Annotated in this window: 12 protein-coding genes; 9 read left to right on the top strand and 3 right to left on the bottom strand. The window is 70.3% G+C overall.

Annotated elements, in window-relative coordinates:
* Positions 1 to 142: 142 nt before the first annotated feature.
* From M2283_RS21355 to M2283_RS21375, 5 genes are all read left to right on the top strand, one after another.
* On the top strand, positions 143 to 1,225 hold the full coding sequence (locus M2283_RS21355; protein WP_280877915.1) for a quaternary amine ABC transporter ATP-binding protein: 1,083 nt from the start codon (positions 143 to 145) through the stop codon (positions 1,223 to 1,225).
* Positions 1,218 to 3,839: an ABC transporter permease/substrate binding protein gene (locus M2283_RS21360; RefSeq protein ID WP_280877916.1), complete on the top strand. Its 2,622-nt coding sequence runs from the start codon at positions 1,218 to 1,220 to the stop codon at positions 3,837 to 3,839. The genes M2283_RS21355 and M2283_RS21360 overlap by 8 nt, the downstream gene beginning before the upstream one ends.
* Before the next feature lie 144 nt (positions 3,840 to 3,983).
* A complete protein-coding gene (locus M2283_RS21365) occupies positions 3,984 to 4,973 on the top strand; it encodes a hypothetical protein (RefSeq protein ID WP_280877917.1) in 990 nt (329 codons plus the stop codon).
* A 167-nt stretch (positions 4,974 to 5,140) separates the two neighbouring features.
* Positions 5,141 to 5,722 (top strand): helix-turn-helix domain-containing protein, encoded by a 582-nt coding sequence (locus M2283_RS21370; RefSeq protein ID WP_280877918.1) that lies wholly within the window; start codon positions 5,141 to 5,143, stop codon positions 5,720 to 5,722.
* Complete coding sequence (locus M2283_RS21375; RefSeq protein ID WP_280877919.1) at positions 5,719 to 6,444, top strand: helical backbone metal receptor; 726 nt, start codon at positions 5,719 to 5,721, stop codon at positions 6,442 to 6,444. The genes M2283_RS21370 and M2283_RS21375 overlap by 4 nt, the downstream gene beginning before the upstream one ends.
* Here M2283_RS21375 and M2283_RS21380 read toward each other — a convergent pair.
* Positions 6,371 to 7,528 carry a TDT family transporter gene (locus M2283_RS21380; protein ID WP_280877920.1) on the bottom strand — a complete coding sequence of 386 codons (1,158 nt, stop codon included), beginning with the start codon at positions 7,526 to 7,528 and terminating at the stop codon, positions 6,371 to 6,373. The genes M2283_RS21375 and M2283_RS21380 overlap by 74 nt on opposite strands.
* Before the next feature lie 82 nt (positions 7,529 to 7,610).
* Between M2283_RS21380 and M2283_RS21385 the strand changes: the two genes are divergently transcribed.
* A complete protein-coding gene (locus tag M2283_RS21385) occupies positions 7,611 to 8,552 on the top strand; it encodes a LysR family transcriptional regulator (protein ID WP_280877921.1) in 942 nt (313 codons plus the stop codon).
* A gap of 142 nt (positions 8,553 to 8,694) precedes the next feature.
* On the opposite strand, the gene M2283_RS21390 is transcribed toward M2283_RS21385, so the two are convergent.
* Both M2283_RS21390 and M2283_RS21395 read right to left on the bottom strand, forming a co-directional pair.
* The gene (locus M2283_RS21390; protein WP_280877922.1) at positions 8,695 to 9,384 is read right to left on the bottom strand and encodes a gamma-glutamyl-gamma-aminobutyrate hydrolase family protein; all 690 of its coding nucleotides are present in this window, start codon (positions 9,382 to 9,384) and stop codon (positions 8,695 to 8,697) included.
* Between the two features lie 63 nt (positions 9,385 to 9,447).
* The gene (locus M2283_RS21395) at positions 9,448 to 10,182 is read right to left on the bottom strand and encodes a FadR/GntR family transcriptional regulator (RefSeq protein WP_280877923.1); all 735 of its coding nucleotides are present in this window, start codon (positions 10,180 to 10,182) and stop codon (positions 9,448 to 9,450) included.
* A 94-nt stretch (positions 10,183 to 10,276) separates the two neighbouring features.
* Here M2283_RS21395 and M2283_RS21400 point away from each other — a divergent pair, with 94 nt between their 5' ends.
* The 3 genes from M2283_RS21400 to M2283_RS21410 are packed head-to-tail and all read left to right on the top strand — an operon-like array spanning position 10,277 to position 13,799.
* The gene (locus M2283_RS21400; RefSeq protein WP_280877924.1) at positions 10,277 to 11,635 is read left to right on the top strand and encodes a glutamine synthetase family protein; all 1,359 of its coding nucleotides are present in this window, start codon (positions 10,277 to 10,279) and stop codon (positions 11,633 to 11,635) included.
* An 11-nt stretch (positions 11,636 to 11,646) separates the two neighbouring features.
* Positions 11,647 to 13,020: an aldehyde dehydrogenase family protein gene (locus tag M2283_RS21405; RefSeq protein ID WP_280877925.1), complete on the top strand. Its 1,374-nt coding sequence runs from the start codon at positions 11,647 to 11,649 to the stop codon at positions 13,018 to 13,020.
* The gene (locus tag M2283_RS21410) at positions 13,017 to 13,799 is read left to right on the top strand and encodes a 3-oxoacyl-ACP reductase (RefSeq protein ID WP_280877926.1); all 783 of its coding nucleotides are present in this window, start codon (positions 13,017 to 13,019) and stop codon (positions 13,797 to 13,799) included. Before M2283_RS21405 ends, M2283_RS21410 begins: the two co-directional genes overlap by 4 nt.
* Positions 13,800 to 13,837: the final 38 nt, after the last annotated feature.

Here is a 13,837-nt window from a genome sequence, read left to right on the forward strand (position 1 = left end):
AACGACTTGTGAACTGGCCCACCAGGGAGTTTGACCCGACCTCACCAGGGCAGGCGCCGCCTCGGAGCGATGCCAAGTGCACATACGGCTGTTTGCGGCCCGTCGTCTCCTGTTCCCTTGCCCCGAGAGACGAGAGGTACGCGTGGAAGCCACGCTTGAGGCAGAGCATCTCTACAAGGTGTTCGGCAGACGACCGGACGAGGCGGTACGGAGGCTGGAGGACGGAGTCGACCGGGAGGAACTGCGCGCGGACGGCACCACCGCCGCCGTCATCGACGCCTCCTTCACGGTGGCACCCGGCCAGATCTTCGTAGTGATGGGTCTGTCCGGATCCGGCAAGTCCACCCTGCTCAGGATGCTCAACGGTCTCCTGGAGCCGACCGCGGGCCACGTCCGCTTCGACGGACAGGACCTCACCGGACTCTCCGACCGCGACCTGCGCGCCGTCCGGGCCCGGAAGATCAGCATGGTCTTCCAGCACTTCGCGCTCTTCCCGCACCGCAGCGTCATCGAGAACGCCGCCTACGGTCTGGCCGTGCAGGGCGTGCCCCGCGCCGAGCGCGAGCGTCGCGCCGGCGAGGCGCTGGCCCTGTGCGGACTGGCCGGCTGGGAGAAGTCGTGGCCCGACGAGCTGTCCGGCGGCATGCAGCAGCGCGTGGGCCTGGCCCGCGCGCTCGCCACCGACCTGCTGCTGATGGACGAGTCGTTCAGCGCACTGGACCCGCTCATCCGCCGTGACATGCAGGACCAACTCCTCCAGCTCCAGCAGTCCTTGAAGAAGACGATCGTCTTCATCACGCACGACCTCAACGAGGCCATGCGCCTGGGCGACCGCATCGCCGTCATGCGCGACGGACGCATAGTCCAGACCGGCACCGCGGAGGACATCCTCGTGCGGCCCGCCGACGACTACGTCGCCTCCTTCACCAAGGACGTCGACCGCTCCCGCGTGCTCACCGCCTCGGCCGTGATGGACACGGACCTGCGCGGCGACGAGGCCGACTGCGCCTGCGAGACCGCGACGCCGGACACGTCGTTCGGTGAACTCTGCGCGATCAGCGCCCGGTTGACGCACCCGGTCGCCGTCCTCGACGCGAAACACAAACTCGTCGGCGTGGTCCCCAGGCAGCGCCTGGTCGGCTTCCTCGGCGACGAGCAGGGCACCCCCGTCTCCTGCGACTCCCCGCGTGACGCGGGCGGCGACAAGGCGGTGGCCCGTGCCTAGGATCCCCCTCGGCGACTGGGTCAACGACGCGGTCGACTGGCTGCTCAACCACGTCTCCTGGCTCTTCGACTTCCTCAAGACCGTCTTCACGGGCACCTACGACGGCATCAACGCCGTCCTCCAGGCCCCCGAACCCCTGTTGCTGGCAGGCATCTTCGCCGTGCTCGCGTTCTGGCTGCGGGGCACGACCGCCGGTCTGCTCACCTTCGTGGGATTCGCCTTCATCGACTCCCTCGAACTGTGGGACGACGCGATGGTGACCCTGTCGCTCGTCCTCGTCGCCACGATCATCGCGCTGGTCGTCTCGGTGCCCGTGGGCATCTGGGCGGCGCGCTCCAACCGGGTCAGCGGAATCGTCCGGCCCGTCCTGGACTTCATGCAGACGCTGCCGGCGATGATCTACCTCATTCCGGCGATCCTGTTCTTCGGCACCGGCGCCTCCGCGGGCATCGTCGCGACCCTGATCTTCGCGCTCGCCCCCGGTGTGCGCATGACGGAGCTGGGCATCCGGCAGGTCGACAAGGAACTGGTCGAGGCGGCCGACGCGTTCGGCACCACACCCCGCGACATCCTCCTGCGCGTCCAACTGCCCCTCGCGCTGCCGACCGTCATGGCCGGCGTCAACCAGGTCATCATGCTCGGCCTGTCCATGGCCGCGATCGCCGGCATGGTCGGCACCGGCGGCCTCGGCGGCGACGTCAACGAGGCCATCGGTCAGCTCAACGTCGGCCTCGGCTCCGAGGCGGGCGTGGCCATCGTGATCCTCGCGATCTACCTGGACCGCATGACCAGCGCCCTGGGCACCCAGGTCTCCCCACTGGGCCGGCGCGCCGCCGCCAAGGCACGTGCCGCGCAGAGCGGCCTCAAGATCTGGTCCTACCGGCCCACCCCCCAGATCGCCGTGGTCGGTGTCGTCGTCCTCGCCCTGGTGGCGGGCGGCATGGGCGTCTTCGGCGGCAAGTCGGACGGCGCCACGGTCGCCGACGGCAACGATGTCGGTCAGGGCAAGAAGCTCAGCATCGGCTACATCCCCTGGGACGAGGGCGTCGCCTCCACCTTCCTGTGGAAGGAGATCCTGGAGCAGCGCGGCTACCAGGTCGACGCCAAGCAGTTCGACGCCGGCCCGCTCTACACCTCCCTCGCGCAGGGCAGCGTCGACTTCGAGACCGACTCCTGGCTGCCGACGACCCACGCGCAGTACTGGAAGAAGTACGGCAGCAAGCTCGACGACCTGGGGGCCTGGTACGACCAGACCTCTCTGGAGCTGAGCGTTCCGGCGTACATGAAGGACATCAACTCCCTCGACGACCTCAAGGGCAAGGCCTCGACCTTCGGCGGGAAGATCACCGGCATCGAGTCCAGCGCCGGTGAGATGGCCCTGCTGAAGAGCAAGGTCCTCAAGGAGTACGGCCTCGACAAGGAGTACAAGGTCGTCGACAGCTCCACGCCCGCCATGCTGGCCGAGCTCAAGCGGGCGTACAGCAAGCAGGAGCCGATCGTCGTCACGCTCTGGTCGCCGCACTGGGCGTACAACGACTACAAGCTGAAGAAGCTCAAGGACCCCAAGGACCCCAAGGACGCCTGGGGCAAGGGCGACGGTGTGCACACCCTCTCCCGCAAGGGGTTCGCGGACGAGAACCCGACCGTCGGCAAGTGGCTGAAGGACTTCAAGCTCACCGAGAAGCAGCTCACCAGCCTCGAAGCCGAGATCAACAAGGCGGGCAAGGGCAAGCAGCAGGACGCGGTGCGCACCTGGCTGAAGGACTACCCCGGGCTCGTCGACAAGCTGGCCCCGGTCCAGAAGACCAAGGCCGCCGCCGAGACCAAGCGCGCGATCGACGTGGCCTGGTTCCCCTGGGACGAGGACATCGCCGTCACCTACCTCTGGAAGAACGTCCTGGAGAAGCGCGGCTACAAGCTCAACCTCAAGCAGATGGACGTCGGCCCGGTCTACACAGGGCTCGCCTCCGGTGACCTCGACCTCAACTTCGACGCCTGGCTGCCGTACGCGCAGCAGAACTACTGGGACAAGAGCAAGGACAGACTCAAGGATCTCGGCACCTGGTACCAGCCGACCTCCCTGGAGGTCGCGGTGCCCTCGTACGTCAAGGGCATCAAGTCCTACGAGGACCTCAAGGGCAAGGCCGACCTCTTCGACGGGAAGATCATCGGCATCGAACCGGGCACCGGCGAGATGAACCTGCTCAAGACGAAGGTGCTGCCGGGCTACGGCCTGGACAAGGAGTACGAGGTCGTCGACGGCTCCACGCCGGCGATGCTGGCCGAGCTCAAGCGCGCCTACGCCAAGAAGCAGCCCGTCGCCGTCGTCCTGTGGTCCCCGCACTGGGCGTACAGCCAGTACGACCTCACCAAGCTGAAGGACGACAAGAAGCTCTTCGGCGAGGGGAACACGATCCGGACCATCTCCAACGAGAAGTTCCCGGACGAATACCCCCAGCTCACCAAGTGGATCAAGAACTTCCACATGAGTGAGGCCGAACTGGGCAGCCTGGAGAGCGAGATAAACGAGCACGGCCAGGGCCACGAGCAGGAGGCGGTCACCGCCTGGCTCAAGGATCACCCGGACATGGTCGACCGGATGACCCCGCAGTAGCCGCTGCACCGACACCCCCGAGGGGTGGGCCTCCCCGCGCGTCCTGACAGCGTGTGGTGAAGCCCACCCCTCGGGCCATGTCCGGGGAACCCCCCGGCTCCGTACGCTCGATTCCCCCCTGCAACCCGTCCCCGTGAGAACGCCGTGATACGTCCGCTCCCGCTCGCCGCGCCCCTGTCCGCCGCGCTCCTCACGGCGGCCGCGCTGGTGGTGCCGCAGCTGTCGTGGGCGGCCCCCGAGCACGCCTCCGCGGCCACCGCACGGCTGGCCGAGCTGGCGGGCGACGTGCGCGCGGCGGACGGCTCGGTCCTCGACGCGCGGGACGACACCGGGCGCACGATGGACACCGCGCAGATCGTGCAGGGCCCGGGCGGCGGCTACCTCGCCGTCTACCACACCACGCTGCCCGACGGCCGCTTCCACGCGGCCGTCGCGACCTCCGCCGACCTGCGCACCTGGACCGGCCGGCACGACTTCGGCGTGGGCTCCAGTCAACCCTCGCTCGCCTCCGACGGCAGCGGCGGATATGTGCTCGGCTACGAAAAGGATCCAGCCAACCACATAGCGCTACATCACTACCCAGACCTCGCCGCCCTGCTGGCCGGAAACGCCGACCGCGCCTTCGACGCGCCCCGCACTCTTTCGCGCTGCGCGGAGGGCACCCCGGACCTCACTTCGGTGCACGGCGACACCGTGGAACTGACCGGCCACTACCGGGCCGGCTGCGACACCGACCGCCAACTCCGCGCCGTCCTCACCGACTTCACCCACTGGCGGGCACGCCCTGATCACAGGCTCGACCGGGCCCTGCTGACGTGGGGCACGGGTGGGAACATAGGGGACCGTTCGGGCATTGAACTGAACGGCGGAAGTCTCGTGCTCATCGAGGGACAGCGGTGGCGCGGGGACTTCGGGAGCTGGCGGACGTACGCCTACGACCCCGTCACCGGACGGGCCGATCGGCTGGCGATCCGCACCCCCGGAGGCAGCCGCGCCTTCGCCAACCCCTCCGCAGCGCTCATCACCGCTCCGAACGGCCGTCCGGCCCTGCTGGTCAGCCTCTTCGTCCCGAAGGAGGGAGCCGCGCCCGGCGAGTCCGGGGAACTCATCTACTGGCGAGAGTTGGCGCGTTGACCGCACGAAGTGTTTACGGGTATGTGACGGGCACATGAAACAGTTTGCCGAACCTGCGTAAGGTGCAGAGAACTCATCAGGAGTACCGCACCCGGACGCCGGTGCACGGAATGCGGTTCACCGCGACCGGACATGCGGACCGACGAGTGAAGGAGGGAGCCGGAGCGATGGGCGACCACAAAGACGACCACAAGGGCCAGCCCCTGCGAGTGGGCGCGGCCGTGCGGCGGCGGCGCCGTGCGCTGGAACTCACCCTCGCCGTCGTGGCCGAACGCAGCGGCCTGTCCGTCCCCTTCCTGAGCCAGATCGAGAACGAGCGCGCGCGGCCCAGCACCACGTCCCTGGAGAAGGTCGCCGACGCCCTGCGCACCACCGCCGTCGAACTCCTCGCCGCTGCCGACCCGGCGTGCAGCGTCGACGTCGTCCGCGTCGAACCGGCCGGCTCGGCGGGCGAACCGCGGATGCGTTCCCTGGTGCGGGGTCACCACCAGATGCACGCCTCGGAGTTCACCGGCGACCACGACGCGGGCCGTGAATTCCAGTACCGCAACGACCAGTTGATGTACGTCGCCGACGGCGCCGTGGAGATCGAGGCGGAGGGCCGCGCCTACCGGCTCGGCCGCGGCGACACGCTGTACCTGACCGGCGGGGTGCGCCACCGCTGGCGGGCGACCGTGTCGGACACGCGCGTGGTCGTCGTCGCGGTGGCCGAGCACATCGAGGCGGTCCAGGACCGGTCGCGTCAGTGACACCCCGCGTCGTCTCCCTGGTCCCGTCGCTCACCGAGGCGGTGGCACACTCCGTGCCGGGCGCCCTGGTCGGCGCGACGGACTGGTGCACACACCCCGCAGGCCTCGCCGTCACCCGCATCGGCGGCACCAAGAACCCGAAGGTCGACGCGATCCTCGCCCTGCGCCCCGACCTGGTGGTCGCCAACGAGGAGGAGAACCGCGCGCCCGACCTCGCGGCCCTGCGCGCGGCGGGCGTCGAGGTCCTGGTGACCGAGGTGCGGGACGTGCCGCAGGCCTTCCGCGAACTGACCCGCGTGCTGGCGGCGTGCGGCGCCACGGCCCGCCCCCGCTGGCTGGACGAGGCGCAGGCCACCTGGGCCGCCCTCCCCGCGCCGCAGAGCCGCACCAGGGCCGTCGTACCGATCTGGCGCCGCCCCTGGATGGTGCTGGGCCGGGACACCTTCGCCGGCGACGTCCTGACCCGCCTGGGCGTGGACTCCCTCTACGCGGCCCACCCCGAGCGCTACCCGAGCATCCCCATAGGGGAGTTGCGGGCGGCCGTCCCGGATGTCGTCGTACTCCCCGACGAGCCCTACCGCTTCACGCGCGACGACGGCCCGGAGGCGTTCCCCGGCCTGCCCTGCGCTCTCGTCAGCGGACGCCATCTCACCTGGTACGGGCCGTCGTTGACCGAGGCGCCAGAGGTGCTGGGCGCGGCCCTGCGAGCAGTTCGCCGCTGACCAGACCTCGTGCCGTGTGCACGGCGGCGGTGCCCCAGGCGGCGACGAGAACGACGTAGAGACCGACCGCCAGCCAGTCGTATACGAGCAACCCCGTGTGCCGGGCCAGTGCTTCGGCTCCCGTGACGCAGGTGCCCACCGGAAAGGTGAAGGCCCACCAGGTCATCGCGAACCGCATCCCGTGCCGGCGCGCCCGCACCACATGCGCGGTCGCGAGCCCGAACCAGAGCAGCGCGAACCCCATCACGGGCACGCCGTACAACACGGCGAACACCTCGAACCCCTCGCTGTACGGCGCCGGTACGACCCCGGGCGCCACGTCCGCGAACTTCCCCACGGCGGTGGTGGACTGCCCGAGCGGCCCCAGCACGAGGAACAGGGTCGGGGTGAGGGCGAGCGGCAGCGGCCCGCCGGTGATCAGCCGGCCGAAGACCACCGGCAGCATCATCAGGGTGGCCAGAAGACTGACCCCGAACATGGCGAAACAAGCCAGCAGCAACGTCTCCCGAGCCTGCCCGGCCGGCAGGTGCGGCACGAGCAGCGGCCCGAGCGCGGCGGACACCATGGGCGCGACGAGCGGCAGCAGCCACACGGGCGAGGCGTCGGCCGCATCGACTTTCTGTCGTACGGCCATGAGGTACGGGACGGCGACGGCGGACGCGAGCCCGATGGCCGTCCCTGCGCTGAACAGCACGGCGTCGAGCACGACCGCGTTGTGCGGCCCGATCCAGTCCCGCCCGACGGTGACGGCACCGCCGCCGACGGCGAGCAGGGCCATCGCCAGGCAGCCGTAGAAAGGCGCCATGGCCGGGTCGAGGAGATGGGCGCGGGCCTGGTCGGGATGGTGGGTCCAGTGCAGGGCGCGGGCCGCGAGCAGGGCCAGCAGGAGGGCGAGCGAGAGGGCCCAGACGGCCGCGCAGGCGGTGCGCAGGCCGGGGACGTCGAGCGGCAGGGCCGATCCCGCGGTGGCGACGATGGCGGTGCCCATGACGGATGCGTACCAGTTGGGTCCGAGGTGACGGACGGCCGTGGCGCGCGGCGGGCGTGCGGTGGCACGCGTGAGGGGGTGGGCTGCGGTGACCATGCCTCCACGGTCTCGCCGGGCGGCGGGCGGAACCAGGGAGGATGTGTCTATGGGGGCATAAGCTGGGTTTATGAGCAAGGGCATGGGTGAGAGTGCAGGCGCAGGCAGCAGGGACGAAGGGCCGGCGTCCGCCGGGCCGCTCGCGCATCGGGTGCCGGATCTCGGTGCGCTGGAGTTGTTGCTGGCGGTGGCTCGGCTCGGGAGTCTGGGCGGGGCGGCGCGCGAGATGGGGATCACGCAGCCGGCGGCCAGCAGTCGGATCCGGTCCATGGAGCGGCAGTTGGGGGTTGCGCTGGTGGACCGTTCGCCACGGGGGTCTCGGCTGACGGACGCGGGGGCGTTGGTCACGGACTGGGCTCGGCGGGTGGTGGAGGCGGCGGCGGCCTTTGACGCGGGGGCGCAGGCGTTGCGGGTGCGGCGGGATTCGCGGTTGCGGGTGGCGGCGAGCATGACGATCGCGGAGTACTTGCTGCCGGGCTGGTTGCTCGCGTTGCGTGCGCAGCGGCCGGACACCGCGGTGTCGTTGCTTGCGGGGAACTCGACGGTGGTGGCGGAGCGGTTGCTGTCCGGGGAAGCCGACCTGGGTTTTGTGGAGGGGGTGAGCGTCCCTGCGGGCCTGGACTCGACGGTCATCGCTCACGACCATCTGATCGTGGTGACGGCGCCGGGGCATCCGTGGGCTCGGCGCCGACGGCCTTTGGAGGCGGGGGAGTTGGCGGCCACGCCGTTGATCCTGCGGGAGGAGGGGTCGGGGACCCGTCAGGTCCTGGACGCGGCGTTGGGTGGTCTGGCGCGTCCGTTGATCGAGTTGTCCTCGACGACTGCGGTGAAGGCGGCGGCGGTCAGTGGGGCGGGGCCGGCGGTGTTGAGTGAACTGGCGGTGGGGGAGGAGCTGGCTGTGCGGAGGTTGGTGCGTGTACCTGTCGACGGCGTCGCTCTGGCCAGGTCTCTGCGGGCGGTGTGGCCGACGGGTCACCTGCCGGTGGGGCCGGCGAGGGAACTTCTGTCACTGACGCGGACGTAGCTTTTCCTCGCCCCCGCCGGCCAGCGCTTGATCTTTCAGCCCGTCCGGCGTTTGAGGACGAGGCCGTCCAGGCCGAAGCGGGGGTCTGGGGGCGGCAGCCCCCAGTGATGGGACGGGTAGGGGCGGCGGGGGCGAAAGAAGGCTAGGACTTCGCCGCTGTCACCAGCGCCCGCATCACCCGCAAGTCCTCCCCCATCTCCGGATGCCACTGAACCCCCAGAACCCACCCGGAGGCCGGCGGCAGCTCAACCGCCTCCACCGTCCCGTCAGCCGCGTAAGCCGACGGCACAAGCCCTTCGCCCAGCCGATCCACCGCCTGGTGATGGAAGGTCGGTACGGACGTCTCCTCCGGGACGGCATCCGCGTACAGCGTGCCCGGTACCGGTTTTACAGGGTGCCGACCGAAGACCCCGGGGGTCTCCGCGTGTCCGTCGATGTGCTGGATCAGGGTCCCGCCGAGCGCGACGTTCAGCACCTGCATCCCCCGGCAGATACCCAGCAGCGGCACCCGCGAGGCGAGCGCCGCCTCCACCAGCGCCAGCTCCCACGTATCCCGCGCCTGCGCCGCCGGCCCCGTACGGGCGTCCCGCTCCGCGCCGTAGCGCGTCGGCTCGACATCCGGGCCCCCGGCGATCACCAGCCCGTCGAGGCGAGCCACGGCCGCCGCCGCGTGCTCGGGTGCGTCGGGCGGGAGCATGGCCGCCAGGCCGCCCGCCTGCTGCACCAGTCGCGGGTACCCGGCCGGCAGCAGCGCCGCCTCCAGCTCCCACAGGCCCCAGCGCGCGCCGGACTCCAGATACGTACTCACGCCGATCAGCGGTCGTCCGGTCACGAACCCTCCCTCAAAGGTGTACGACAGTACCTTTAACGGGTGTCAGGCGATCGCCGCAAGTGGCTACGCCAAGAACCCCCTGAGCAGCGCCGCAGTGCCCCCGCAGTGCTCCCGCATCATCTCCCGTGCCCCGTCCGCGTCCCCGTCCAGCACCGCCTCGACCAACGCGCTGTGCTGCCGCTGGGAGTGTTCGAGGTTGCGGACGAGCAGGGGGATGCAGTCGAGGAGGTCGTTCACCGTGGCCCGTACGGCCGCGTACTGCGCGGTCAGCGTCGGCGAGCCGCACAGCTCGGCGAGGGTGAGATGCAGCATCGTGTCCAGGCGGCGGTAGTCGGCCAGCGGAGCGTCGTGCGTGCGGGCCAGTGCGTCGCGGAGGCGGTCCGACTGGTCCGTCGTCAGACCGTGCGACGCGCACAGGCCCGCCGCCCCCACCTCCAGCACCTCCCGGAAGCGCAGCACGTCCTCTATGTCGACCTCGGTGATCCGCCGGCGCAGTTCGTCCTCGCCCCCCGCGTCCGACTTCGGCAGTACGAACGTCCCGCCGTACCGCCCCCGCCGCGACTCCACAAGACCCTGGTCCTGGAGCACCTTCAGCACCTCGCGCAGGGTCACCCGGCTGATCCCCAGCCGCTCCGCCAGTTCCCGCTCGGCCGGCAGCCGCTCGCCCCCGGGCACCAGGCCCAGCCGTACGACCTGCAGGATCTGTTCCAGCGCCTCCTCGAAACCGTTCCCCGCCCGCACCGGTCGCAGCACCGGCGTCAACCGGTCCTCCAGGTCGCCCTCCGGATCCACCGACATCCCACCGCACCCCCTTCCCAAGCAATGGTTCTCGGCAATACCTTATGGCTTCCGGCCCGGCCGAAGAAGCGCGAAGAAGCCGAAGGAGCTTTCCGTGGCAGACCGCACACCCCCGCTCGGCGTCGAGGAGCTGCACGCCCTCGTCGCCGACGGTGAGATCGACACTGTCGTCCTGGCCTTCCCCGACATGCAAGGGCGGCTCCAGGGCAAGCGGTTCGCCGCCCGCTTCTTCCTCGACGAGGTCCTCCACCACGGCACCGAGGGCTGCAACTACCTCCTCGCCGTCGACACCGAGATGAACACCGTCGAGGGCTACGCCATGTCCTCCTGGGACCGCGGCTACGGCGACTTCGCCATGCACCCCGACCTGTCCACCCTGCGCCGGGTGCCCTGGAACGACGGCACGGCCATGCTCATCGCCGACCTCGCCTGGAACGACGGCTCCCCGGTGGTCGCCGCCCCGCGCCAGATCCTCCGCCGCCAGCTGGAGCGCCTCGCCGAACACGGCTTCACCGCGCAGGTCGGCACGGAGCTGGAGTTCATCGTCTTCAAGGACACCTACGAGCAGGCGTGGGACGCGAATTACCGGGGGCTGACGCCCGCCAATCAGTACAACATCGATTATTCGGTGCTTGGGACCGGGCGGATCGAGCCGCTGCTGCGTCGGATCCGCAATGAGATGGCCTCCGCCGGGCTGACCGTCGAGTCCGCCAAGGGCGAGTGCAATCCCGGGCAGCACGAGATCGCCTTCCGCTACGACGAGGCCGTGGTCACCTGCGACCAGCACGCGATCTACAAGACCGGCACCAAGGAGATCGCCTCCCAGGAGGGAGTGTCGATCACCTTCATGGCCAAGTACAACGAGCGCGAGGGCAACTCCTGCCACATCCACCTCTCGCTCGCGGACGCGGCCGGCAACAACGCCATGGCCGGACCCGACGGGATGTCCGAGGTCATGCGGTACTTCCTCGCCGGGCAGTTGGCCGCGCTGCGCGACTTCTCGCTGCTCTACGCCCCCAACATCAACTCCTACAAGCGGTTCCAGCCGGGCTCCTTCGCCCCGACCGCCGTCGCCTGGGGCCACGACAACCGCACCTGCGCGCTGCGGGTCGTCGGCCACGGCCGCTCCATGCGGTTCGAGAACCGGCTGCCCGGCGGAGACGTCAATCCGTATCTCGCGGTGGCCGGGCTGGTGGCGGCCGGCCTGTACGGCATCGAGCAGAAACTGGAACTGCCGGAGCCCTGTGCGGGCAACGCCTACAGCGCCGACTACGCACACGTCCCCACCAACCTCCGCGAGGCGGCCGAGCTCTGGGAGAACAGCCCGATCGCCCGGACCGCCTTCGGCGACGAGGTCGTCGCCCACTACCGCAACATGGCCCGCGTCGAGCTGGACGCCTTCGACGCCGCGGTCACCGACTGGGAGCTGCGCCGCTCCTTCGAACGTCTGTGAGAGGTCCCGAGTTGTCCTACGAGCATGAGCTGACGGTCCTCAACCCGGCGACGGAAGAGGTCGTCGCGACCGTCCCCGCCGCCACCGCGGCCGACGTGGACACGGCCGTCGTCCGGGCCACACGGGCACAGGCGAAGTGGGCCGCGCTCCCGCCCGCCGACCGGGCCCGCCAACTGCGCCGGTTCGCCGACGTCGTGGACCAACATGTCGAGGAACTGGCCCGGTTGGAGGTGCGCGAGGCGGGCCACCTGCTGGGCAACGCCCGTTGGGAGGCCGGCAACGTCCGCGATCTGCTCGCCTACGCGGCCGGGGGAGTGGAGCGGCTGACCGGGCGTCAGATCCCGGTGCCCGGAGGCCTCGACGTCACCGTCCTCGAACCGCTCGGTGTCGTCGGTGTCATCGCGCCCTGGAACTTCCCCCTGCCGATCGCGGCCTGGGGCACGGCCCCCGCGCTCGCCGCCGGCAACGCGGTCATCCTGAAGCCCGCCGAGACGACCCCGCTCACCGCCCTGCGGCTGGCCGAACTCGCCTTGGAAGCGGGGCTGCCGGAGGGCCTGTTCCAGGTCCTGCCCGGGCACGGCCACACCGCCGGACGCGCCCTCGTCGACCACCCCGACGTGGCGAAGATCGTGTTCACCGGCTCCACCCGCACCGGCCGCGAGGTCATGGAGCGCTGCGCCCGCCTGGTCAAGCCGGTCACCCTCGAACTCGGCGGCAAGAGCCCCAACGTCGTCTTCGCCGACGCCGATCTGTCTGCCGCCGTCGACCCCTTCTCCTTCCTGGACAACTCCGGCCAGGACTGCTGCGCCCGCACCCGGATCCTGGTCCAGGAGTCCGTGTACGACGAGGTCCGCGAACTGCTCGCCGACGCGCTGGCCGGCGTGGTGGTGGGCGACCCGGCCGACGAGAAGACCCAGATGGGCCCGCTGATCTCCCGTCAACAACTGGACCGCGTGCGGTCGTTCGTGCCGGACGACGCCCAGGCCCTGCGCGGCGGCGCGCCCGACGGACCCGGCTTCTGGTTCGCGCCGACCGTCCTCACCGGCGAGGCGCCCGACTCCGCGGCGGCCCGCGAGGAGATCTTCGGCCCGGTCGCCGTCCTGCTGCCCTTCACCGACGAGGCCGACGCGGTCCGCCTCGCCAACGACACCCCCTACGGCCTCGCCGGCTCCATCTGGACCCGCGACATCGGCCGCGCCCTGCGCGTCTCGCAGTCCGTGCGGGCCGGCAACCTGTCCGTCAACTCCCACTCCAGCGTCCGCTATTGGACCCCCTTCGGCGGCTACAAGCAGTCCGGCATCGGCCGCGAGCTGGGTCCGGACGCCCTGACCGCCTTCACCGAGACCAAGAACGTCTTCATCAGCACGGAGGGTCCCGCACAGTGACCGAACAGACTGTCTGCCGTCGACTCGTCGGCCGTACCGCCGTCATCACCGGAGCCGGCAGTGGCATCGGCCTCGCCACCGCCCGCAGGCTCTCCTCCGAGGGCGCGAACGTCGTCTGCGGAGACGTCGACGAGGTCAGCGGCAAGGCGGCCGCCGATGCGGTCGGCGGCCTCTTCGTGAAGGTCGACGTGACCGACCCGGAGCAGGTCGAGGCCCTCTTCAAGACGGCCTTCGACACCTACGGCAGCATCGACATCGCCTTCAACAACGCCGGCATCTCGCCGCCCGACGACGACTCCATCCTGGAGACAGGCCTGGAGGCCTGGAAGCGCGTCCAGGAGGTCAACCTCACCTCCGTGTACCTGTGTTGCAAGGCCGCCATTCCGTACATGCGGCAGCAGGGCAGGGGTTCCATCATCAACACGGCGTCCTTCGTGGCGCGGATGGGCGCGGCGACCTCCCAGATCTCCTACACCGCCTCCAAGGGCGGCGTCCTGGCCATGTCCCGTGAACTGGGCGTGCAGTTCGCGCGGGAGGGCATCCGCGTGAACGCCCTCTGCCCGGGACCGGTGAACACCCCTCTCCTCCAGGAGCTGTTCGCCAAGGACCCCGAGCGGGCCGCCCGCCGCCTCGTCCACATCCCGGTCGGCCGGTTCGCCGAGGCCGACGAGATCGCCGCCGCGGTCGCCTTCCTGGCCAGCGACGACTCGTCCTTCGTGAACGCCACCGACTTCCTGGTGGACGGCGGCATCTCGGGCGCGTACGTCACGCCCCTGTAGCCCCGGCAGGCCGGACACCGTGTACCGGCCCGCGGGGG

The organism is Streptomyces pseudovenezuelae (assembly GCF_029892565.1).
In the GTDB taxonomy this organism is placed as follows: Bacteria; Actinomycetota; Actinomycetes; order Streptomycetales; family Streptomycetaceae; genus Streptomyces; species Streptomyces pseudovenezuelae_A.

Bases quoted from the DNA above. Each gene is read 5' to 3' on its own strand.
- M2283_RS21370 (WP_280877918.1), top strand. From the start codon at position 5,141: ATGGGCGACCACAAAGACGACCACAAGGGCCAGCCCCTGCGAGTGGGC.
- M2283_RS21380 (WP_280877920.1), bottom strand. From the start codon at position 7,528: ATGGTCACCGCAGCCCACCCCCTCACGCGTGCCACCGCACGCCCGCCG.
- M2283_RS21385 (WP_280877921.1), top strand. From the start codon at position 7,611: ATGGGTGAGAGTGCAGGCGCAGGCAGCAGGGACGAAGGGCCGGCGTCC.
- M2283_RS21395 (WP_280877923.1), bottom strand. From the start codon at position 10,182: ATGTCGGTGGATCCGGAGGGCGACCTGGAGGACCGGTTGACGCCGGTG.